This is a genomic window from Actinoalloteichus hymeniacidonis (assembly GCF_014203365.1).
In the GTDB taxonomy this organism is placed as follows: domain Bacteria; phylum Actinomycetota; class Actinomycetes; order Mycobacteriales; family Pseudonocardiaceae; genus Actinoalloteichus_A; species Actinoalloteichus_A hymeniacidonis.
Map to the genome: position 1 here is coordinate 4,809,141 of NZ_JACHIS010000001.1, position 22,157 is coordinate 4,831,297.

Genomic DNA, 22,157 nt, shown 5'->3' on the forward strand with positions numbered 1-22,157 from the left:
CGTCCTCAATCCAGTCGGGGACGTTGACGTCGAGGCGGTGGCATCTCGAAGGGCCGGCCGTCCCCGACACGCAGTTCGTCGTCTTCACCGATGTAGACCTTGGTCAGCACAACGCTCGCTTGCACAGACGCCTGTTGACTCTGCGCCTGCGCATGAGTGTCGACCGGTTTCCTCGTGGCGACTTCAGCTTTCGACGGCCTGCGCGCGCACCGGTTGCAGGGCGCAGCTCCACACCGTGACCTCCTCCAGCAACCTGGCCAGGTCGGTGACGTGACGGTCCGCAGGGGCGAAGACTCCGGTGATGGTGGGCTCGGTGATGTCTATGCCGGTGTAGTCGAAGTCGGTGAAGGTATTCAACGTGACCTGGGTGGCGACGTCGGCGAGCTTGAAGTCGGCGACGATCTGGCGCAGCTGTTCCACGGCGCGCACGCCACCGACGGTGCCGTAGCCGACGAATCCGACGGCCTTGTGGTTCCACTCGTAGTACAGGTAATCCAACGCGTTCTTCAACGGCCCCGGCACGCCGTGGTTGTACTCCGGAGTCACGATCACGTACCCGTCGAAGGAGGCGATCGCCTCGGACCACCGTTTGGTGTGCTCGTGCGCATAGACGCCCCAGGCTCCCGAGGCAGGCTCGTCGAGGACGGGCAGATCGAACTCGGCCAGATCGACCAGCTCCAGTTCGACGCCCGCAGGCGCGTGCTGTCGTGCGGTGGTCAGAGTCCAGTCGGCCACGGCCTTGCCTCGGCGGTGGGTGCGCGTGCTGCCGACGATGACGGCGATGCGAGTCATGGGTATTCCTCATCAAGTTCTGTAAAGTACAACGACGACTTTACAAGGTAGCCTTGACGGCGCACCACCCCGAGAAGCAAGGAGTCATCGTGAGCCCAGCGCGAGGCGAGGCGCCGCAGGCGAGCGGTCGGCTGCGACCGGCCAAGCATGAGGCGATCATGACCGGCGGCCGCGAGGTCTTCGCCCGCGACGGCTTCGCACGAGCAAGCATCGACGCCATCGCGACCGCCTCAGGGGTCTCCACGCGCACGATCTACAAGCACTTCGCCGACAAACCCGCCCTCTTCGCCGCCGTGATCGTAGACTCCGCTGGCCGGGTCGCCGAGGCCGAGATCGCGCTCATCGACCACCATCTCGCCACCGCAGAAAGCCTGGCAGAAGTCGAGTCAGCACTCCGGGCGTTCGCGATCGACTGGCTCGACGACACCGGCGACTGGCTGGCCACCATCCCGCACTCCGCAGCCCACCGAGCGCTGATCGGCCAAGTCCACGCCGAGGCTGGGCATCTGGGTCGCGAGGTCATCCAGACGTGGTGGCAGGCCGGCGCCGGGCGTGTCCGAGCCGAACTCGCTCGGGTCCTCGCCCGCTGGGGAGAGAACGGACTGCTCCGCATCGCCGATGCCGAGCGCGCCGCAGTGCACTTCTCATGCCTCGTCTCGGCCCAGCCCGGCCCGCCTGCCTCGGTCATCCGGACACCCGAGCGCACCGCGTGGATCGCTGACGGTGTGGCCGTGTTCATCCGCGGACACCAGCCATGACACACGGTTCGACCAACCGAGCCCCATCCGGTGAATCTTCAGATCGCGCTGGACTGCGGAGCCGCCAGGACCAGCGCTCGACGACGTTGGTGCACGGTCAGGTAGCGCAATCCATCGGGACCGGCCCGGAAACGGCGACGGGAACGCCTCGGCAACCACACCACCGCGCCCGGAACCAGCTCAACGACACCGAGTTCGGTGCCGAGTTCACCGCTGCCCGCCAAGACGTGGATCAGGACATCGAGGTCCGGGCCGACGTGCTCGTCGATGGTGCCCGCAGCGGGCAACGCGATGACGTTGGAGTCCAGATCGCGGGCGCGGCTGCGTAGTTTCCACACCGCGCCCGCCGTATCCGACGCAGGTTGAGCCGCCGGATCGGTGCTGTCGGTCGAGTCACCGATCAGCTCGGCGGTGTTCACCAACACCCGGGGCAGCGGGGTGCCTGCCAGTTTGCCGATCCGAACCCGCCATACCGACGGGCCCTGCTCCCGGTACTCCCAGCTGTGACTGTCCGGGTGTTCCAGCTCGAATTCCTCGTGGAGCCGGGCAGGGTCCCGGTCTGCGACCACGACGAAGGCGTCGCCCACCGGGAGCTCCGCATAGCGAGCGAAGACCGTCGGATACTGGTCGGGCTCGCGAAGCTGTCGCAGGTCGAGCTCCGAGTCGGCCATGATCGGGATTCCCCTCGGTAGGTGTGCGCGCGACCATCGACGTCACCTCGGTCAGTCGGCCTACCCGGGCCCCGGCCTGCGGAATCCGGTGGCGTCGGCGCGCGCCCGCGAATCAGCTCGTCACACTGCCAGCCGCAGCGCGAATTGCCAATCGGCGTATCACCGTGAGAGTCGTCCGGGGATCACGCATCCCGGCGCAGGAACAGGCCGGTTCCGATTGCGGAGGTCACGAGGATCCAGCCGACGAACACGGCCACGCCCGTCCCGGGATCGAGTGGGCCGCCCGCGTTCGCCGCCGAGCGGAAGAGCCAGGATCCCGCCCGGTCCGGGAGATAGCCCGCCAGTTCCGTGAACATCGACAAGATCGGGGAGAGCACGAGGACCAAGGTCGACATCACGGCTGTCGCCACCACCAGATTTCGAACCAGCAACGCGACTGCGGAACCCAACAACCCGATCAGCACCAGGTACACCGCCGCGCCGATGAGCGCGCCGAGCTCTCGAGCCCACCCGATCTCCGACACACCGGTTCCATTCGCGGTGAGGATGCTCGCCAGCGCCGCACCACCGACGGCGAGGACGGCGGTCCCGGTGGCGACCGCCAGATAGGCCATCGACTTGGCTGCCAGCAGCATCGATCGATCCGGCACACCGAGCAGGGTGGTACGGATCTGGGCCCTGGGGTATTCCGATGCCACGGTGAGGATCCCCAGCAGGATGAAACCGACCTGGCCGAGGTCGACGAACTGCAACGCCGTTGCCGTGATCGTCCCGGTCGTCTCCCCCGGCCCGCTCCCGACGCCGCTGCCCGCGATACCGCCGAAGAGCGCACCGAGCGCGGTGGACGACAGGACGGTGGCCAGGATGGTGCCGAGGACAGCGGGCAGCGTTCGCAACTTCGCGATCTCGGAGCCGATGGCTCCCCCGAGGTGCGCGAATACTCGCAGGCCCATCACGCATCGCGCCGAACGAAGACGATCGCGGCGATCGCCAGCAGCACGGCGGTCCAGCCGAGCATGACTAACCCACCGGGTATCGGGTCGAGCATGTCCGGTGCCGCGTAGTCGAAGACGAACATCTGTGTCCCCGCGACATCCGGGAGGAACCGGCCCCAAGAGGTGTTCCTCGCGGCGATGTAGGTGAGCGAGACGCCTGCCGTATTGATGATGAACACGATCAACGGGACGACTCCGCTACGGGTGATCACCGTGACCGCGAAGACCATGAGCCCCGTGAGCATCCAGAACGCCACAGCGCCGGGCACCCGCCAACCGAGTCGACCGACGGCCTCCAGGAACGCGAGGCCATGCCCACCCAATAGTGCTTGGGAGGCGGCGACGACCGCGAGAATCGTGCCGAACGCGAGCAGACCGGTCACCAGTGCGACCGCGAGTGCCTTGGCTGCCAGCAGCGGAACTCTGCGTGGTGCGCCGACCAAGGTGGTCAGGATCTGCCTGCCACCGCCCGATTCGTCATCGCCACCGAGGTATTCGCTACTGATCACGACGACACCGATGGTGATCGCGGCGATGCTGCCGATCGCCACGAGGTCGAAGCCCACCGCCATCGCGGGCACGTCGCCTGCGGGCGGGATCCTCCCCGAGTCGAGTGCGGCGCGATGGTGGTGCGCGTCGATCGCGGCGAGGAACACGGTGGCGACGAAGCCGATCACCGTGCCGAGGTAGGTGGCAGGCAGCGAGAGGAGTTTGCGTAGTTCGGCGCGCAAGGCGTTCATTCGGCACCCCGCTCGTCGCCCGGGACCGCCGCGTGGCCCATCCCGACTCCGAAGTCGCCGTCGGTGAGTGCGAGGAACGCATCCTCCAGCGAGGAGTGTCCGGCGGTGATCTCGGCGACCGAGCCCTGGGTGACGATTCGACCCTTGTCGATCACCACCAGGTCATCGGCGGTCTCGGCGGTCTCGCCCATCAGATGGCTCGACAAGAACACGGTGTTGCCCTCGGCCGCATACTGCCGCAGGAAGTGACGGATCCAGCGGATGCCACCGGGATCCATCCCGTTGACCGGTTCGTCGAGGATCAACAACTCCGGTTCACCCAACAACGCCGTTGCCAGGCCCAATCGGCGATTCATACCGAGCGAGTACCTGCCCACCCGTCGGTCGGCGGCCTCGGTGAGTCCTACCGTGGCCAGCACCTCGTCTATCCGGGATCTCCGGATGCCGTTGCTGCGGGCCACCCACGTCAGATGGGCACGCCCGGTGCGGGATCGATGCGCGCCACCGCCGTCGAGCAGCGCACCGACCGTGCGCAGCGGGTGTCGCAGCGCGCGATAGGGCTGTCCGCCGATGAGCGCGGTGCCCGAATCGGCCCGGTCCAGCCCGAGGATGATGCGCAGGGTGGAGGATTTACCCGCTCCGTTGGGGCCGAGGAACCCTGTCACCCGCCCGGCGGCGATGCGGAAACCGACGTCGTCCACGACGCGTCTGGTGCCGTGGGACTTGGTGAGATGCGCGAGTTCGATCACGCAGAGGAGACTGGCAAGTCTGCGTCGTCCGCCGCATCAGTCAAAGGTTGACACTCCTCACCGGCGAGGATCGTCGGCCTGCGGTGTCGACCGCAGCGTGTCGACGAAACCCGACTCATAGGCCAGGATCACCAACTGGGTGCGGTCTCGGACCATCAATTTCGCGAACAGCCTGCTCAGATAGGTCTTCACGGTGGCAAGGCTCAGAAAGAGCGCACCGGCGATCTCGTCGTTGGACATGCCTTGGACGATCGCGGCCACCACCTCGCGTTCTCGCTCGGTCAGCACGTCGAATCTGCTCGATCGGTGGCTTCGGCGATCATGCCGCGCCGCGACCTCGGCGATCATCCGTCGAGTCACCTCGGGAGCCAGCATCGCGTTGCCCTCGGTGACGGTATGGATGGCGCGAACGATCTCCCGTGCCGGGGCGTTCTTGAGTAGGAACCCGGCGGCGCCGACGCGGAGCGCCGCGTAGACGTACTCGTCGAGGTCGAAGGTGGTCAGCATGATGACCCGCGCCGAGGCATCGGCCGCGCAGATGCGCCGGGTGGCCTCGATCCCGTCCATGATCGGCATCCGGATGTCCATCAGGATCACCTTCGGCCGAAGCAGGTTCGCCGCCTCGACGGCCTCTCGCCCGTTGCGGGCCTCGCCGACCGCCGACAGCGCCGGATCGCTGTCGATCAGGTCCCGCAGCGCGGCCCGTGCCAATTCTTGATCCTCGGCAACCAACACGCGGATCCGTTGCGGTGGCGGCTGGAGCGCGTCAGACCTCGATTCGACCATCGCCACCCTCCGCTGCGACCGGCAGGATCGCCGTGATCGCGAAGCCGCCCGTGTCGTCCGGCCCAGCGGCGAAGACGCCGCCGAGTAGCTCCACCCGCTCCCGCAGACCGACGAGGCCGTAACCGATCGACCGGCTGCTACCGGTGGCTTCGCGGCGCGTACCGGTTCCGAGACCGTCGTCGGTGATCTCGACCCGGATCTCCCGGTCACCCCCGGCGACGACCACCCGTACCAAGGCGCCTGCCGCATGGCGAGCCGCGTTGGTCAAACCCTCCTGCACCAGGCGATACACCGCGAGGGCGGTGCTTGCCGCGACGTCGGTCGGCCCACTGACCACCAGATTCACCGAGGTGCCCGCGTTTCTCGCTCCGGCGACCAGCGCGGTCAGGTCCCCGATGCCCGGCTGTGGCCGTCGGCCGTCGGCATCCGCACCCCGGGCGGAACCGAGCACCACTCGCAGTTCGTCGAGAGCCTGCCTGCTGGTCGTCTCGATCTGGCTCAACCGCAGGCGTAGCCGCGATTCGGAGTCCGACGTACTCGCCGCGACCGGTGCGGCCGCAGCCGTCGAGGTCTGCGCGGTGGCGTCCGAGGGACCAGCTGCGTTGGGGCCGTCCTCGTCGTCCGGTTCCCTGTCTCGGTGGCCATCGGCGGGTCCGCCCGCGAGATGCGCACCGACCGACGAGGACAGCGCGATCGCGCCGAGCGAGTGCGAGACGACGTCATGCACCTCCCGAACGACACGCAGGCGTTCGGCGACCACGGCGTGTTCGGTCTCGGCACGCACGGCCTGTTCGGCTTCTCGCCGTTCCCGGCCCGCCGCGCTGCCCAAAGCCCACGCCCCCGCCAGTACCAGCAGACTCGACACCGAGTATCGGACGACCTCCGCCACCTCGGCGGTGCCGAGCAGCGTCACCATCGCGATGACGAGCCCGATGACCACCGACAGTCGGGAGAAGGACCGGGTGCTGCCGCGTCGAAGCGCCACCGGGTACAGCGTCCACGCCGCAGCGACGAACGGGTCTCGGGTGATGCCGAACAAGGCTCCGACCAAGGTCGCGGTCGCGACGAGCAGGAATGCCGGGATAGACCAACGGGATCGGAGGAGCAGCCCCGCCGTCAGCACCAGCAACAGCACCGGGAACAGCGGTGCGAGTGCGGTGGGCAGTTCGGCGGGCAGCCAGAAGACCAACACACACACCAACGCGATTCCCGCGTCGACTGCGATGGCGCGGGCGCGACCTGCCCGCCGTGTCGGGGTCCGACTCACCGGGCGACTGTACGCAGCGGTGCGGCGAGTCGGCGACCGACCTCGAACGGACCAGTGGTGACCAGCGCCTGATCAGCGCAGTCGGGGCACCAGCGCATCGAGCAACGCGGCGGCGAGGACGTCCATCCTGGCGGCCGTGGCCACGTACGCCGCATCACCTCGGCCTGCCGGGTCCGGCAGGTCGACCGCCTCCGACGACGTGGGTGGCGGCGCCATCGACAGCACCTCGGTCAGGTCCCGATCCTCGGGCAGGGTCGCACAGTGTTCGACGAACTCGGCCCAGACGTGTACTCGCGAAGCGACATCGGGCTCGTCGTCGAGTTGGCCGCGCAGTGCGTCACGATGCGCCCTGGTGGCGCACAGGGTGAGGTCGTTCTCCCGTGCCAATGCCGCAGTGACCTGCACTGCTACTCGCTGCCCCGGGCTGATGCCCCTGGACTCCAACACGGCCACAGCGGGTGGCGCGATCACCGACTCGGCATGCAGCCCGGCGGAGGAGACCTCGATCGGCAAGCCCGCGGTCTCGGCCGCCGCTCGGGTGATGGCCTCGGCCATCGGCGACCGACAGGTGTTTCCAGTACAGACGAACAGGATTCGCACTTCGACACGATAGAAGGCGGCCACCGTAGGTCTGATCGACCGACACCGAGTCGCCGTCCCCACCAGCCCGCTACAGGGGCGGATCCGGTTGCGAACTCGCATGGCTCGGCTGTTCGGGGATCAGTGGACGCAGTCGGGCGCTGCCTCGATCGCAGTGATCGGGGCAGCGCCCGGGCTGGGTCGGACCGTCAGGTCACGGCCGGTCGTTCTGGCGGGGCGTCGGTCCGGTGTGGCTGACTGGACAGTCGGATCGCAGGGGATGATCCGCTATCAGCAGTACAGGTTGCCGCCGGTGGTGGTGCCGAGGATCGCGGTGAAGTTCCGGAAGGCGGACACGCGTGCCTCCACCTGTGCGGGGTTTCCACCGTTGCACTCGATGCTGCCGTTGATGCTGCGGATGCTCTCGCCGAAGCCGTGGCCGTCGACGATCGCGGTGTGCCCCGACATGTTGCCCGCGCCGGACTGGGTGTTCCAGAACCAGAGGCCGGTCTGCCAGGCGACCGCGGGGTCGTTCTGCACCAACCAGGGGTTGTTCAACAGGTCGATGCCTAAGGCGTCGCCTGCGGCCTTGTAGTTGTAGTTCCAACTGAGCTGGATCGGGCCCTTGCCGTAGTAGGCGGCCTGGCCTGCCGGGCAGCCGAAGGGCTGGCTCCAGTCGCAGTAGTGCGGGTAGTTGGCCTCGTTCTGCTCCACGATGTGGACCAGCCCGCCGGTCTCGTGATTGACGTTGGCCAGGAAGGCCGCGGCCTCGCGTCGTTTGGTCGCGTCATCCCCGGTGTTGGCGAAACCCGGGTACGAGCTGAGCGCCTGCACCAGCCCGCTGTAGGTGTAGAACGGGTTCCGGTTCGGGAACATCTGGTTGAACTGGGCCTCGCTCACCACGAAAGACTGCTCTGCCGTGGTCGATGCCGAGTTCGTCGACGTCTCGGGCGTGGCGGCGGAGACGACGGTCGGCATCGCGAGGGCCATGGCTCCCGCCATCGCCAGGGCTGCGAGGGAAGCCGTGATGCGTTTCCTCGGCATGTGATTGCTCCTTCGAATCAACGCGAAGCACGCCCGCCTCGGCCCCTGACGCGAGGGGACTCGCCGGGGTGGTCCGCTGGAGATAACCGGATGGAACCGCTCACCAGGGAACCCGATTGGTCTACACCAGTCAAGACTCCAAACGAGATACACCGCAATTCGGTGATCTTCTGGCGAAATCCTGGCGGAGAAGCGAAAACCGCCGTATTGGAAGCCGAATCGGAGTCCGATTCGGCCCGAATCGAGGCATTGCGCCCGGTTCCGGTACTGGTCAGAGGCTTTTCGCGGGAACCTCCGTCGTCAACCAACAGTCCAAGCCCGCGCAACGCGTCGGCGTGGACCTAGGCCGACGACAAGGATCACCATCGTTCTGGAGGCGGTTCCACCTCATGCCACCACCCCCGCATCCCGGCATCCTGTTCGGCGTCAGCCTCTGGCGGCTCGTCATCGTGATCAGCGCATTCAGCGGATTCTGGCTGTACTACGACGGACACGCGCCCAATCTGACGTTCCTCACCCAGCAGGGGAACCTCTTCACCAGCATCGTCTATCTCGTGTTGCTGGTGTATCCGATGTTCACCGCAGGCAGGCGACACGAACCGAACTCGCCGTGGATCCGGGGCGCCACCACCGTCCTGATGATCCTCGTCGGTGGCACCTATCTGACGATGATGAGCGGCAGTCTGGAAGAGCCGCGTGACCTGCTCTCCCACGGCATCACGCCGCTGTTGGTGCTGATCGACTGGTTATTCGTCGGACGCAACCAGCAACGGTCCAAGTGGTGGCATGCCTTGACGTGGCCGGTCTTCCCCCTCGCCTACATCGTCTACTACGTCGCGGCGGGCCTGGACAACTATCGGTTCCTCGATCCCGAGGACAGCGGCTTCTTCGGCACGATCCTCGGTTTCCTGCTCGGCTTGGTCGCGATCGGCTATGTGCTCTACGGGTCGGCCAAGCTGAAGGGGGCGATCAGTCGGGGCATGTCCGGCGGCCCCGGCCACGGTCCGTACGGCCCGCCCGGCGGATACCCGCCCGGATACGGCCCGCAGGGACCGATGCAGCCGGGCTTCCCACCGGGCCGGTTCCCGGGGCAACCTCAGCCGCTCGGTCCGCCGCAACCGCAGGGCGCGCCGCAACCAATCCCGGGTGGCCCACCGATGCAGCCGATGGGTGGCCCAGCCGGACCGGGGCAACAGGCCGGACCGCCCCCCGGTCGATACTCGCCACCACAGTTCCCCGCCGGACCACCGATGCAGGGTCCCGGCGGGCAGGCACCGCACCGCTGAGCAGACAGCGGATCGCGCCGCGCCGCGATCGACCAGGAAAGAGGACCATGGCCACGACCGGTTCGGCCACACCGTTGGGTACCTTCAGCAGCGCCGAAGGTCGACGACGTTTCGACGAACACCTGAGTCGGGCGCTCGCGGCGTGGTCGCTGCCCCACACCGAGATCGTCGTGGACACCAGCTTCGGCGCCACCCATGTCTATCGCGCCGGGCTGGACCCGGCGGCGGGCGAGGGAGATCACCGGCCGACACCGGTGGTCCTGCTGCATGGAATGGGTGGAACCGCGGCGTCCTGGCAGACCATCGTCGAGGAGTTGGGCGCGAGCCATCCGGTGTACGCCGTGGAGATCCTCGGCGATGCCGGCCGCAGTGTGCAGCGCGCACCGGTCGCAGACCCCGGCACCCGCGCCGACTGGTTGACCGAAGTACTCGACGGACTGACGTTGGACCGCGTCCATCTGGTCGGGATGTCCTTCGGCGGCTGGGTGACCGCCAATCAGGCGGTGCGTCAGCCCGAACGGATCGCGACGATCGGCTTGATCGAGCCCGCCCGCGCGCTCGCCGGGCTGAGCCTGGGTTTCTGGTTCCACGTCATCAACAGCGAGGTCAGCAAAACCGAGGCGGCCCGCGACCGATTCATCAGCTGGCTGACCGGCGGCAAGCAGGCCACCGAACCGATGCGGAGCCTTTTGGAATCGGCGCGTGACTTCCAACCGCAGGCAGGCGCCCCGCAGAAACTCACCGACGCCGAATTGCGATCCTTGACGCAACCCGCGCTGATCATGTTGGGCGGTAACAGCAGGGCGCACGATTCCCGGCGGGCGGCACGCCGCGCCCGTCGGCTCCTGCCCGACGTGAAGGTCGAGGTCTTCGCGTCGGCGGGACACGAGATTCCCGACGAGGCGCCGGAGCGACTGCATGCTTTCCTGCAGTCCTGGGAGAAATCGCGGTCGAGAGAGGAAGAGGGAGAGCGCTAATCTCGACGGATCGACCGTGATCCATTCGAAACAGTAAGTCACCCGTCAGGCGGAACGTCGCATCACCCCGGTGTCCTAACGTTGATCCCCTTCTCACCGGGGGGCGTGAAGAATGGACGACGGGGGATTCTCCACCGCTTCGAACGACGACGCATCGAATCGAGGCGACGGCGTCGATCCGCCATCGACGACGTCGCCCGGCTCGGTGCCATCCGGTGCGGGCGACGATCCGAGATGGCCCACTCGAGCACCGACGGACCCGCCGGGCGGCCCGGCGACGACCGGCGCACCGGTCGGTCGGTTGGCGGGCGAACGGGCTCCCTACCCGGGGCTCACCGCCTTCCGGACACAGGACGCCGCATGGTTCTTCGGCCGCGACGCACTCGTCAGCCGGCTGCTGGCCGATCTCGCCGAGCGACTGACGACGGGCAAGCCGCTGGTGTTGGTCGGCGACCCCGGCGCCGGGAAGTCCTCCTTGCTCGCCGCAGGGCTGCTTCCGGCCGTGGCCGAGGGAGGCCTACCGGTCGCGGGCTCACACGAATGGCCCTGGTTGACGATGACGCCGGGCCGAACCCCGCTCGAAGAGCTGGTGACGAGGGCGGCCACGTTGGCCGGTGTGTCGGCGACCCAGGCCATCGCCGAGATCCGAGCCGAGCCGACCGCGTTCGGCGCGCTGGCGGCACAGGCCGCCGCCATGATCGGGAGCGCGGCGCACCGGCGCGGGCTCGACGGCGGCAGACTGCTGATCGTGGTGGACCAGTTGGAGGAGCTGTTCACTCAGTGCACCGACTCGGTCGAGAGAGAATCCTTCATCACCGCACTGACCAGTGCCGACCCCGCGCTGGTGGTCATGGCCGTTCGCGCGGACTTCTACCCGGACTGTCTGCGGCTGGACCGATTGGCCGCCGTGTTCGCGGCAGGACACGTGCCGATGCCCGCGATGCGCACCGACGAACTGCGCAGTGTCATCACCGAACCGGCGGCGTTGGCTGGGGTCACGCCGGAGCCGGGCCTGGTGGAACTGTTGACAGCCGAGCTGCACGACCACGGGCTGCGGCCCGTCCCCACTCCGCTGCCGCTGCTGGCACACGCCCTTCGTGTCACCTGGCTGCATGGCGGAGGCCACCGGATGACCGTCGCCGATTATGCGGCCACCGGCGGCATCGACGGTGCGGTGGCGGACACCGCTGAGGAGATTCATCGCAGCCTTGACGATGCGGGGCGCAGTACGCTGCGGACGGCGATGGTCTCGCTCACCGACGGCGATCGTCCGGTGCGCCGCCGCGCGCCGCGAGCCGAGATCCCGGGCTGGCTGCTGGACCGGCTGATCGGGGCGCGGCTGGTGACCGCGAGCGGGTCGAGCGTCGAACTCGCCCACGAGGTCCTGCTCTCGGCCTGGCCTCGGTTGGGCGACTGGATACGGCGAGATCGGGCCGGGCTGGTGATCCGACGTCAACTAGGCGAATCAATCAGGTTCTGGAGTGACTCCGGCGAGGACTCCGTAGCGCTCTATCAGGCAGGTCGGCTGGTGACAGCGTTGGAGTGGGCGGCAGACCGCCGGGACTTGAGCGACGCCGAACGTCGATTCCTGGCGGCCAGCGTCGCCGCCGAGGAACACGAACGGCATGTTCGGCTGCGCGAGGTCCGCAGACTTCGGACGTTGGTCGGCGGACTGGCCGTGCTCTTGGTGGCGGTCCTCACCGCAGGCGCCATCATGTGGGGCCAGCGCGCCTAGCGGCCGAGTCCGGGGCCTACCGGTGCGACTCGCGGCGGCACCCGAACGCGTCGCGACCGGTAGGCATGGTGGGTCTCGGCGGCGACCACCGGAGGACGGCGCAACCTCCGACGCTCCAATGGATCGACCGTCCGTCACACTGTCGAGATCGGGCTCAGCCCATCGTCTTCTGCCCGTCGATGGACTCCCTGATGATGTCGGCGTGGCCTGCGTGCTGGCTGGTCTCCGCGAGGATGTGCAGCAGCACCCGTCGGGCCGACCACGACGAGCCGGCCGGGAACCACGGCGCCTCGGGCAGCGGGTGCGCGCGGTCTAGATCCGGCAGGGCCAGGACGACTCGCTCGGTGCGCTCCGCGACTCGGTCGTATTCCGCCGTCAGGCTGGCGAGGGTCTCCCCCGGCAGCACCGTGAAGTCCTCCTGGGCCAGGTCGGGGTTCGGATTCCGCCACTGTTCCGCAACCGCGTCGAAGACCGAGGTGCCCTGTTCGATGAAATCCACCCACTGCCGTTCGACGTCGGCCACATGCTTGACCAGCCCCGCCAGCGTCAACTCACTCGTGGTGCTGCGGGTGGCGGCCTGTTCGTCAGTCAGCCCGGTCACGGTGTGCCGCAGGAAGAACCGGTGCTGCGCCAGGGTCGCGAGGATCTCGGCCCGCTCGGAATCGACGGTCTCGACTGCGGTGGGCGCGTCCGTGGCGATGCTCATCGGGTGGTTCCTCTCGGTTCGAACGACTTCGATACCGAGACGCTAGAAGGCAATGCGGACAGGATCGTTCCGCGTCTGCACCACCATCTCGTAGTCGCAGGCAGGACGCGTCGAACCCCCGCCGAGCGGGCGGCGGGGGTTCGACGGGGCACCTCGGGCATTACCTCGGCAGGGACCGCCGGTCTCTCGCCGTGTTCAGGGCGTGCCGTCCGCCGCAGGAACCGCGTTGGCCGCAGCCACCGAGGCGAAGCGGAGCGCGCTGGACTTCGGAGTGCGCTTCTGGGTCTCGTAGTCCACGTGGACCAGCCCGAATCGCTGGCTGTAGCCCGCAGCCCATTCGAAGTTGTCCAACAGCGACCACGCCAGATAGCCCCGGATGTCGGCGCCCCGCTCGATGGCCTCGTGCACGGCCCGGAGGTGTCCCAGCAGGTAGTTCTCCCGCTCGGGGTCGACCACGGTGCCGTCCGGCCGTACCTCGTCCGCCCAGGCCGAGCCGTTCTCGGTGACCATCAGCGGAACCTCGGGATAGTCCTTGCTCAGGCGCACCAACAGATCCCGCAGCGCGGCGGGTTCCTGCTCCCAGTCGAAGCCGGTGAGCGGTCCGCGCGGCGGCAGGTGACGCACGCCCCGCAGGCCGGGCATCCCACCGGAGACGAACTCCGGCTCGGCGGGTTCCACCCTGGTCGGGCTGTAGTAGTTGATGCCGAGCAGGTCCAGCGGCGCGTTGATCAGCTCGGTGTCGCCGGGTTGCACCACGGTGTCCCAGTCGCCGACCCAACTCGTGTCGGCGAGCACGTCGGCGGGGTAGGCGCCGTGCAACAGCGGTTCGAGGAACAGTCGGTTCTGCAGGCCGTCGACCCGCCGCGCGGCATCCCGATGGGCCTCGTCATCGCGGTCGACCCGCACCTGCGCGAGGTTGAGCACGATGGACAGCCGATGCCGTTCGCTCATCTTGGCCCGCAGCGCCGAGGCGGCGAGCCCGTGTCCCAGCAGCAGGTGGTGTGCGGCGACCAACGCCGCGCGGGCGTCGGTTCGGCCCGGTGCGTGCAGCCCGGTGAAGTGCCCCAGGTAGGCCGAGCACCACGGTTCGTTGAGGGTCGTCCAGTTGAGGACGCGGTCGCCGAGTCGATCGAACACCTGCTCGGCGTACTCGGCGAACCGGTAGGCGGTGTCGCGGTTCTCCCAACCACCCATGTCCTGCAGGGCCTGCGGGAGGTCCCAGTGGTACAGCGTCAACATCGGGTCGATGCCCGCCGCCAACACCTCGTCCACGAGCCGGTCGTAGAAGTCGAGCCCGCGCGATTCCAGTGTGCGGCCATCCGGCAGCACTCGCGGCCAGGCCACCGAGAAGCGGTAGACGTCGAGCCCGAGGCTCTTGACCAGCGCCACGTCCTCGGGATACCGGTGGTAGTGGTCGCAGGCCTGCGCCCCGGTGTCGCCGCCGAGCACCTTGCCCGGTTCGGCGGAGAAGGTGTCCCAGATGGACGGTCCTCGACCGTCCTCGTCGACGGCCCCCTCCACCTGGTAGGACGCCGTGGCGGTTCCCCAGATGAAGCCGGTGGGGAAGACGAGCGCGCCCTCGGTCTCGGTGACACCGGAGGTGGCGTTGTGACCTGCGGAGTCCGTTACGGACATGGTTTCCTCATCCCTTCACAGCGCCTTGCATGACCCCGCCGACGATGTAACGGGCCAGCAGGATGAACAGCACGACAACCGGCAGCACACCCAAGGTCGCCCCGGTCAGCATCAGCGAGTAGTCGGTGAAATAGCCGCTCGCGAGGTTGGACAACACGATCTGCACCGTGGGGCTCTCGTTGGGGTCGAGTACCACCAGCGGCCAGAAGAAGTCGTTCCACGCCGTCATGAAGGTCAGCATCGCCAGCACCGCGGCCTGGGGGCGCACGGCGGGCAGCGCCACCGTCCAGAAGGTCCGCAGCACCGAGCAGCCGTCGACCCTGGCCGCCTCGATCAGCTCGTGGGGAACGGTCTCCTCGCAGGCCTGCCGCATCCAGAACACGCCGAACGCACTGACCAGCGCGGGGACGATCACCGCTTCGAGCCTGCCGTACCAGCCGAGCTCGCTCATCAGCATGTACAGCGGGATGATGCCGAGCTGGGTCGGCACCATCATCGTTCCGACGACCAGCACGAACAGCCATTTGCTACCCGGGAAGCGCAGCCGCGCGAAGGCGAAACCGGCCAGGGCCGACAGGAAGACGTTCGACACCGCGACCGTGCCCGCCACGATCAGCGAGTTCTGGATCGCCAACCAGAAGTCGACGGTGTCGAACACCCTGGCGATGTTCTCGAAGAGATTGCCGCCCGGCAGCATCGGCGGCGAGGCCTGCGCGACGGCACTGTTGTCGCGGCTGGCCACCACGAACGACCAGTACAGCGGGAAGACCGAGACCACCGCGATGACCGAGAGCAGGCCGTAGACCAGCAGGCCCGGTCGGCGGCCGCCGGAGTCCCTCGATGTCGAACGACGTCGCGGTCGAGGTTCGGCGACGCGGGCGTCCGAGGGCGCCGGGGCGGGTGGATTGGGGGTTCTCGTAGCCATCTCCAGCACGCCCCTTCAGTCTTTGGACGCGATGCGTCGGCTGAGTCGGAAGTTGATCAGCGCGAAGACCAGCACGATGAGGAACAGCGCCCAGGCGATCGTCGAGCCGTAGCCCGCGTCGCCCAGTCGGACGCCCTCCTCGTAGAGGTACATGGTCACCGTCTGGAACTCGCGGGAGTTACCACCGACGCCCGCCGTCCCCTTCGGATCGAACAGCTGCGGTTCGGCGAAGAGCTGCAGACCGTAGATCGTCGAGACCAGGACGGTGAAGACGATGGTCGGTCGAATGGAGGGCACCGTGATCGACCAGAAGGTCCGCCAGCGGGAGGCGCCGTCGATCTCGGCCTGCTCGTAGAGCTCCCGGGGCACCGACTGCATGGCGGCCAGGTAGATCAGCGCGTTGTAGCCGGTCCACCGCCACACCACCATCACGCTGATGGCGAAGTGCGAGGTCCAGGTGCCCGATCGCCAGTTGACGGGGTCGACGCCGAACCAGCCGAGCACGTGGTTGATCACCCCGTAGTCGCGCCCGAAAAGCTGGGCGAAGACCAACGCCACGGCGACCACCGACACCACGTTGGGCAGCAGCACTCCGGCTCGCCAGAAGGTCCGCCCCCGAAGTCGCCGGTCCAACAACGCGGCGAGCCCGAGGGCGGCCAACAGCTGCGGGATGGTGGAGAGCAGGAAGATGCTCAGCGTGTTGAACAGGGCGTTCCAGAAGTTCGGATCGGACATCAGCGTGGCGAAGTTGGCCAGGCCGACGAAACCCTGATCGCCGAGGACGACGTGCCAGTCGTGCAGTGACACCCATCCGGTGTAGAGCAGCGGGAACAGCCCGAACGCCATGAACACCAGGAAGAACGGCAGGATCAACAGGTACGGGGTACCCCGTAGATCCCAGCGCGCGAGCCGCTCCCGCCACGGCTCCCGCTGCCGGGACGGTGTTGGGCGCTGCGGCGTTTCCGGCGGCGTGGTCGACGCAACCATCAGCTAGTTCTCCCGATCAGCGATCGACCGTGCCCGAGACGCCCGGGCCAGCTCGGCCCGGGCCCGAATCGACAGGGACACCGACGTCAGCCCAGTTCCCGTTCGGACTGTTCGAGTGCCTCGGCGAACGCCGCATCGGCGTCCTGCGCGCCTTCCTCGACGCGACCCAGTGCCTCCTGGAAACGGCTGCGCACCACGAAGTCCTGGGTGCCTCGGTAGTTCGGCTGCAGGCTGTCGGCGGAGGCCGCGAAGATCTCGCCGACCGGGGCGTCGTTGAAGTACTCGTTGACGCTGCCGAGCACGTCGGGGTCGTGGTAGACCTCCGGCTGGCTGGGCAGGATGCCCTTCTCCATGAAGAGCGTCTTCTGCTGCTCCGGCGCGGTCAGCCATTCGGCGACGCGGTAGGCGAGCTCGGTGTTCTCTCCCTGGGCGGGGATGGTCAGGATCGAACCGCCCCAGTTACCGCCGCCGCCGGGCACGGAGGCCACGTCCCAGACGCCTGCGTTGGCCTCGCCCGCAGCGCTCTCCATCTGGGCGAGCATCCAGGCCGGGCAGGTCATGGTCGCGAAGCCGCCCTGAGCCAATGCGACGTTCCATTCCTGGGTGAACGGCTTGATCTGCGCGGTCTGGCCGTCCTCCGCCATCCCACCCGCGAGCTCGAAGGCATCGCTGATGACCGGGTTCTCGTCGGCGATGTAGCTGTCGTCGGCAGCGGCGAAGTAGCCCTCGGGCGACTGGTTGATGATGGCGCCGTAGATGTTCTCGGCCGAGTCCGCGAAGGCCACCTCGGGTGTCTCGGCGGTGAAGTCGTCGGCGACCTGCGCGTACTCGTCCCAGGTCGGCCAGAGTGCGGAGACCTCGTCCCGGTCGGTCGGCAGCCCGGCCGCCTCGAACAGGTCGGTGCGGTAACACATCGCCAGCGGTCCGGCGTCCGTGCCGAGTCCCAGGACGAAGTCGCCGTCGCCTGCGACGCCCTGCTCCCACTTCCACTCCGCCCAGCGGTCCTTGATGTCGGCGGCGCCCATGGTGGACAGATCGAGGAAGAGCTCGTTGGACTCGCGGTACTGCGGAATCCAGCCCTCCTCGATGGCCACGATGTCGGCAGCGCCGCGCCCGCCCGCGAGCTGGGTCTGCAACTGCTGGTGGTGAGCGTCGAACTCGGACAGCCTGGTCTCGAGGGTGATCCCGGGGAACTCCTCGGCGAAGTCGTCCTGGAGCACGTCGTAGCCGAAGTCGCCGAAGGTCGCCACGACGATGGTGTTCTCATCGCCTGCGGCCTGGCCACCACCGCAGCCCGCGAGCAGGGTTGCCGCCGCAGCGCCGAGCGCCGTGACCGCGACCCGTCCTGGCCGAATGCCTCTCATGACGTCCTCCTTGACGTGCCGAACCGCTCACCCCTGGGTGAGAGCGCTCTCACAGTCATGCATGCGGAGGTCGCTGTCAAGAGTCGATCAGCTCGTCGAACTCGATCCGTGACCTTTCGACGCCCCAGCGCCACCGTGCGGACGCTCACTCCGCTGTGGACGGCCAACACCGGGCGCCCAGCCGGGTCACAACTCGGTCAGCAACCGCCGCATCGTCTCGATCTCATCCACCTGGGTGACCAGTACGTCCTGTGCCATCGCCACGACCTGCACGTCGGCGCCATCGGAGAGGACCTCCTCGGCCATCGTCACCGCGCCCTCGTGGTGCACGATCATCAGTTCGAGGAACATCCGATCGAAGTCGACACCGGCCAGTTCGGCCAGTTCGGCGAGCTGTTCCTCGGTCGCCATCCCCGGCATGTCGGCGTGATCGGCAGGACCGGCATCGGCATCCTCGCCGTGTCCGGCATGCCCATGGCCGTGCTCGCTCTCCGTAGCCTCGGCGTCGTGCAGATCCAGCCAGCCCTCGAGTGCGCCGATCTCGGCACCCTGGGCATCGGAGATCCGATCCGCGAGACTGGTCAGCTCTCGATGGTCCGACCGGTCGGGCACCAGCTCGGTGAGCACTCCGGCCTGCTCATGATGCGGAATCATCATCTCGACGAACATGGTGTCGGCCGCGTTCGCGACCGGTTGGCGATCGCCTGCGGCCAGCTCGGATTCGGTCGCATCCCTGGGCTCGTCCCCCGGTGCCCCGGGCATGATCACCGGAGCGCCGTCATTGCTGCCCGCCGCCTGATCCGTAGCCGATTCCCCGGTCGAGCCGCCCGTACAGCCTGCGAGCCCGAGGAACAACAGACCCACGACCGGCCATCGTGCCACGTATGAAAGACGCACTGCCCACCTCTTCGACCGCGTTCCGCTACCTGAACGAGTTTCGGTTATCCCTTGCCACCGATCCCCTGCGAGCCATACTGCAAAGACCCATGTTTTCTGCCGGCCACGAGCAGCACAAGTGAGGGGTCCATGGTGAGAGCCGTTCTTCGAAGAAGCCCCAATCGCCGAAGGGTGGGTGCAGCAGCGTTCTCCGCCGCCGCCACGCTCCTCGCCGCGACCGTCCTAGTGGTGCCCGGCGCCGCTGCGGCGTCCACCGAGGACTCCCCACCGGAGGAGCTCTCGACCCCTGCGGTGGTCGAGCAGCTTCCGCAGGACCTGCAGGACACCATCTCGCACAGCGACAACATCCGGCCGTTGGCCACGCTGCCCAAGCAGCCGCCGTTCGACAACACCGGCTCCTTCGGCACCGACATCGCCTTCCAGGGCAAGTACGCCTACGTCGGCAACTACGACGGATTCGTCGTCTACGACATCCGCAACCCCCGCAAGCCCACGGTGGCCAGCCAGGTGATCTGCCCCGGCGGTCAGGGCGACGTCTCGGTGAGCGGTGACCTGCTCTACTTCTCGGTCGACTATCCCCGCAGCAACAACAGCTGCGACAGCGAACCGAGCACGGCCGCCGACCCCGATGCCTGGGAGGGCATCCGAGTCTTCGACATCAGCGATCCGACGCGACCCGCCTACGTCACCGACGTGGCCACCGACTGCGGATCGCACACCCACACGCTGGTCCCCGACCACGATGGCGAAGCCGACTACCTCTACATCTCGTCGTACTCGCCGTCGGCGAACTTCCCGAACTGCGCACCGCCGCACGACAAGATCTCGATCGTGAAGGTGCCGCTGGCCGACCCGGCCTCGACCGAGTTGGTCGCGGAGCCGGTGCTCTTCCCCGAGGGTGGCAACCCCGGTCCGCCGGAAGGCGCCAGGGCCACCACCGGCTGCCACGACATCACCGTCTACCCGGAGAAGGACCTCGCAGCGGGCGCCTGCATGGGTGACGGCATCCTCCTCGACATCACCGACCGGGAGGCCCCGGTGGTCACCGAGCAGGTGCGCGACGACGTCAACTTCGCGTTCTGGCACTCGGCGACCTTCAACAACGAGGGCACCAAGGTCGTCTTCACCGACGAGCTGGGTGGCGGTGGCGCCGCCACCTGCAACGCCGAGATCGGCGAGACGCGGGGAGCCAACGGCATCTACGACATCACCGGATCGGACGCCGACCCGTCGTTGGAGTTCCGCAGCTACTTCAAGATCCCCCGGCACCAGGGCGACACCGAGAACTGCGTGGCGCACAACGGATCGCTGATCCCCACGCGCAACGGCGACTACATGGTGCAGGCCTGGTACCAGGGCGGCATCTCCGTGTGGGACTTCACCGACTCGGAGAACCCCGAGGAGATCGGCTACTTCGACCGTGAGGCCTTCGACTCGGAGAACCTGCTGACGGCCGGCTCGTGGTCGGCCTACTACTACAACGGCTACATCTACTCCAGTGGCATCCAGGAGGGCCTGGACGTGCTGGAGATCAACGACCGCCGGGTGAACGACGCCAAGCGCGTCCAGTTCGACGAGTTCAACCCGCAGACTCAGCCGAGCTACCAGCGCTGATCCTGCCTCACGGCGTGGCATCGATCCTCCGGGATCGGTGCCACGCCGTTGTCGTCTGTCGAGACAGGACCCGCCGCTGCGGGAGTCGGGTCAGCGGCGACGCGGCCGCAATCCGGTCAACAGGCTGAGGCCCGCACCGAGCACGGTGCACACCATGGCCAGGCTCAACGGGGACAACGTGCCCGGACTGATCAGCACGGTGATCGCCCACCAGCCCAGCAGCACCGTTCCGGCGCCCAACGGCACTCCCACCAACGCGATGCGCCCATCGGGCATCCCACCGCGAGTCGCGGTCAGCCGTGCGCGGGCCGCCACGATCGGCATCGCCAGGAACACGATCAGGCCCACCAACGCCAGGCCGAGGAATCCGTCCATCCGGTTCGAGTCCGGTGCCGCCTGGATCATCAACGCCAGCACGCCGACGCCCTGCACCAACCAGATGCGTCGTAACAAGGGCGCCACGCCCACCGGCCGCACCAGTCGCTTGACGCCTTCTGATCCCGGCCCGCCCTGCTCGCCGGTCGCCTTCCCCGCGGCCGCCTTACCCGACGGGCCCCGCCGACCATCCGATGTCGACGTCTCCGTCGGACCGGCGCTCGTCGCACCGGACCTCGGCTTCGCCGGTTCGTCGTCTCGGCCTGCACCGGCCGAGGTCGAGCGCCTGCGGATCCGCTGGAACAGGGCGCCGACGCTGGCCCAGCCCGTGTTATTGCCCTCGGTGGTCTGCTCCGCATCGGTGTCCGGGCGTGCGCTGGGTGCCTCGGAGCGGGTCCCGGCCGACCGGGGCCGAGTCTGCCGCTTCCCGCCGGGCTGCGAGCCTGCTCGACCGTTGGATCCACGCTGTTGCTCGGCGATCCGCAGGTTGGCCTCGATGTCGGCCGCCTGTGCCGGGTCCAACGCGAACTCCAGGGCGCGGCGATACGAGGAGGCGGCGCCGGGGCGGTCGCCGCCACGCAGTAACGCATCGCCGAGGACCTCGTGCGTGCGCGGCTCGTCCGGGGCCAGTTCGACCGCGCGAAACGCCGAGGTCGCCGCCTGGCCGTACAGGGCGCGGTCCTCACCCCAGATCAGGGCCTCCGCCAACGCCACATGACACCGCCATTGGCGTGGCTGCCGATGCACGGCCTTGCGAGCCGCCTCGACCGCCTCCCGGTAACGGCCCAGATCGCACAGTGCCAGCGAGCAGAGCAGGTGCGGCCAGTGATGGGTGGGGTCGACGACGGTGGCCTGCCTGGCGAACTGCTCGGCGTCCCCGGCATCCCCGGCGTTCAGGCAGGATGCGGCGAGCTGGCACAACGCCGATGCATGGTTGGGCATCCGAGCCACCAACGGCCGCAGCAGCTGGACGGCCTCGGTATGTCGTCCGGTATCGCTGAGCGCGGCCGCTCGCCGGACGGTCGCATCCGCGTCCACCTCAGACATCTCTCTCGCCACCCATTAACCGGACTCGCCTGATGGTCACACCCCGTTATTACCACGTCACAGCGAACGGCGAGCGGGGCGGATCGCCTCGGCCGAATCCGCTTGCCACCCATCCAGCTCATCCCCAGAATCAGCCGATGATCAGTACATCGGCCATGACGCCGTTCGAGCCCGCCGCCGGGCATCGACACTCGCAGGAGGCCCACCGGATCCAGGGTGCCCGGCAGG

21 protein-coding genes are annotated in these 22,157 nt (G+C 67.9%); 5 read left to right on the forward strand and 16 right to left on the reverse strand.

Annotation, left to right across the window (positions count from 1 at the left end):
* Window positions 1-183: 183 nt before the first annotated feature.
* The gene (locus BKA25_RS20095) at window positions 184-792 is read right to left on the reverse strand and encodes an NADPH-dependent FMN reductase (RefSeq protein ID WP_069847545.1); all 609 of its coding nucleotides are present in this window, start codon (window positions 790-792) and stop codon (window positions 184-186) included.
* A gap of 89 nt (window positions 793-881) precedes the next feature.
* Between BKA25_RS20095 and BKA25_RS20100 the strand changes: the two genes are divergently transcribed.
* Entirely contained in the window at window positions 882-1,550 is a 669-nt protein-coding gene (locus BKA25_RS20100) for a TetR/AcrR family transcriptional regulator (protein WP_069853367.1), read from the forward strand.
* A 38-nt stretch (window positions 1,551-1,588) separates the two neighbouring features.
* Here BKA25_RS20100 and BKA25_RS20105 read toward each other — a convergent pair whose 3' ends face one another.
* From BKA25_RS20105 to BKA25_RS20140, 8 genes are all read right to left on the reverse strand, one after another.
* On the reverse strand, window positions 1,589-2,221 hold the full coding sequence (locus tag BKA25_RS20105; protein ID WP_069847543.1) for a DUF2249 domain-containing protein: 633 nt from the start codon (window positions 2,219-2,221) through the stop codon (window positions 1,589-1,591).
* A gap of 182 nt (window positions 2,222-2,403) precedes the next feature.
* Entirely contained in the window at window positions 2,404-3,174 is a 771-nt protein-coding gene (locus tag BKA25_RS20110; RefSeq protein ID WP_069847541.1) for a hypothetical protein, read from the reverse strand.
* Window positions 3,174-3,956: a hypothetical protein gene (locus BKA25_RS20115; protein WP_069847539.1), complete on the reverse strand. Its 783-nt coding sequence runs from the start codon at window positions 3,954-3,956 to the stop codon at window positions 3,174-3,176. Before BKA25_RS20115 ends, BKA25_RS20110 begins: the two co-directional genes overlap by 1 nt.
* On the reverse strand, window positions 3,953-4,705 hold the full coding sequence (locus BKA25_RS20120) for an ABC transporter ATP-binding protein (protein WP_069847537.1): 753 nt from the start codon (window positions 4,703-4,705) through the stop codon (window positions 3,953-3,955). The genes BKA25_RS20115 and BKA25_RS20120 overlap by 4 nt, the downstream gene beginning before the upstream one ends.
* Before the next feature lie 57 nt (window positions 4,706-4,762).
* Window positions 4,763-5,491 (reverse strand): response regulator transcription factor, encoded by a 729-nt coding sequence (locus BKA25_RS20125; protein ID WP_069853366.1) that lies wholly within the window; start codon window positions 5,489-5,491, stop codon window positions 4,763-4,765.
* The gene (locus BKA25_RS20130; protein ID WP_069847535.1) at window positions 5,472-6,758 is read right to left on the reverse strand and encodes a sensor histidine kinase; all 1,287 of its coding nucleotides are present in this window, start codon (window positions 6,756-6,758) and stop codon (window positions 5,472-5,474) included. The genes BKA25_RS20125 and BKA25_RS20130 overlap by 20 nt, the downstream gene beginning before the upstream one ends.
* 72 nt (window positions 6,759-6,830) lie before the next feature.
* On the reverse strand, window positions 6,831-7,358 hold the full coding sequence (locus BKA25_RS20135) for an arsenate reductase/protein-tyrosine-phosphatase family protein (RefSeq protein WP_172803742.1): 528 nt from the start codon (window positions 7,356-7,358) through the stop codon (window positions 6,831-6,833).
* A 270-nt stretch (window positions 7,359-7,628) separates the two neighbouring features.
* Window positions 7,629-8,381 (reverse strand): chitinase, encoded by a 753-nt coding sequence (locus BKA25_RS20140; RefSeq protein WP_069847533.1) that lies wholly within the window; start codon window positions 8,379-8,381, stop codon window positions 7,629-7,631.
* Between the two features lie 389 nt (window positions 8,382-8,770).
* Here BKA25_RS20140 and BKA25_RS28030 point away from each other — a divergent pair, with 389 nt between their 5' ends.
* The 3 genes from BKA25_RS28030 to BKA25_RS20155 all read left to right on the forward strand — a co-directional run bounded on the left by BKA25_RS28030 (window position 8,771) and on the right by BKA25_RS20155 (window position 12,379).
* Window positions 8,771-9,667 (forward strand): Pr6Pr family membrane protein, encoded by an 897-nt coding sequence (locus BKA25_RS28030; protein WP_069847531.1) that lies wholly within the window; start codon window positions 8,771-8,773, stop codon window positions 9,665-9,667.
* A gap of 47 nt (window positions 9,668-9,714) precedes the next feature.
* Window positions 9,715-10,644, forward strand: a complete 930-nt coding sequence (locus BKA25_RS20150) for an alpha/beta fold hydrolase (RefSeq protein WP_069847529.1) — start codon at window positions 9,715-9,717, stop codon at window positions 10,642-10,644.
* Between the two features lie 112 nt (window positions 10,645-10,756).
* Entirely contained in the window at window positions 10,757-12,379 is a 1,623-nt protein-coding gene (locus BKA25_RS20155; protein WP_069847527.1) for an ATP-binding protein, read from the forward strand.
* A 154-nt stretch (window positions 12,380-12,533) separates the two neighbouring features.
* Here BKA25_RS20155 and BKA25_RS20160 read toward each other — a convergent pair whose 3' ends face one another.
* From BKA25_RS20160 to BKA25_RS20185, 6 genes are all read right to left on the reverse strand, one after another.
* Window positions 12,534-13,085: a DinB family protein gene (locus tag BKA25_RS20160; RefSeq protein ID WP_069847525.1), complete on the reverse strand. Its 552-nt coding sequence runs from the start codon at window positions 13,083-13,085 to the stop codon at window positions 12,534-12,536.
* A 195-nt stretch (window positions 13,086-13,280) separates the two neighbouring features.
* On the reverse strand, window positions 13,281-14,720 hold the full coding sequence (locus tag BKA25_RS20165; RefSeq protein WP_069847523.1) for a GH1 family beta-glucosidase: 1,440 nt from the start codon (window positions 14,718-14,720) through the stop codon (window positions 13,281-13,283).
* A 7-nt stretch (window positions 14,721-14,727) separates the two neighbouring features.
* Window positions 14,728-15,645 carry a carbohydrate ABC transporter permease gene (locus tag BKA25_RS20170; protein ID WP_084643586.1) on the reverse strand — a complete coding sequence of 306 codons (918 nt, stop codon included), beginning with the start codon at window positions 15,643-15,645 and terminating at the stop codon, window positions 14,728-14,730.
* 15 nt (window positions 15,646-15,660) lie between these two features.
* On the reverse strand, window positions 15,661-16,632 hold the full coding sequence (locus BKA25_RS20175) for a carbohydrate ABC transporter permease (RefSeq protein ID WP_084642663.1): 972 nt from the start codon (window positions 16,630-16,632) through the stop codon (window positions 15,661-15,663).
* An 86-nt stretch (window positions 16,633-16,718) separates the two neighbouring features.
* Entirely contained in the window at window positions 16,719-17,996 is a 1,278-nt protein-coding gene (locus BKA25_RS20180) for an extracellular solute-binding protein (protein WP_069847521.1), read from the reverse strand.
* A 186-nt stretch (window positions 17,997-18,182) separates the two neighbouring features.
* Window positions 18,183-18,860: a DUF305 domain-containing protein gene (locus BKA25_RS20185; protein ID WP_157420984.1), complete on the reverse strand. Its 678-nt coding sequence runs from the start codon at window positions 18,858-18,860 to the stop codon at window positions 18,183-18,185.
* 162 nt (window positions 18,861-19,022) lie between these two features.
* On the opposite strand from BKA25_RS20185, the gene BKA25_RS20190 reads away from it, so the two are divergent.
* Entirely contained in the window at window positions 19,023-20,507 is a 1,485-nt protein-coding gene (locus BKA25_RS20190) for an LVIVD repeat-containing protein (RefSeq protein ID WP_069847517.1), read from the forward strand.
* A 90-nt stretch (window positions 20,508-20,597) separates the two neighbouring features.
* Here the strand turns inward: BKA25_RS20190 and BKA25_RS20195 are convergent, their stop codons facing one another.
* A complete protein-coding gene (locus BKA25_RS20195; protein WP_069847515.1) occupies window positions 20,598-21,929 on the reverse strand; it encodes a tetratricopeptide repeat protein in 1,332 nt (443 codons plus the stop codon).
* Between the last annotated feature and the right edge of the window lie 228 nt (window positions 21,930-22,157).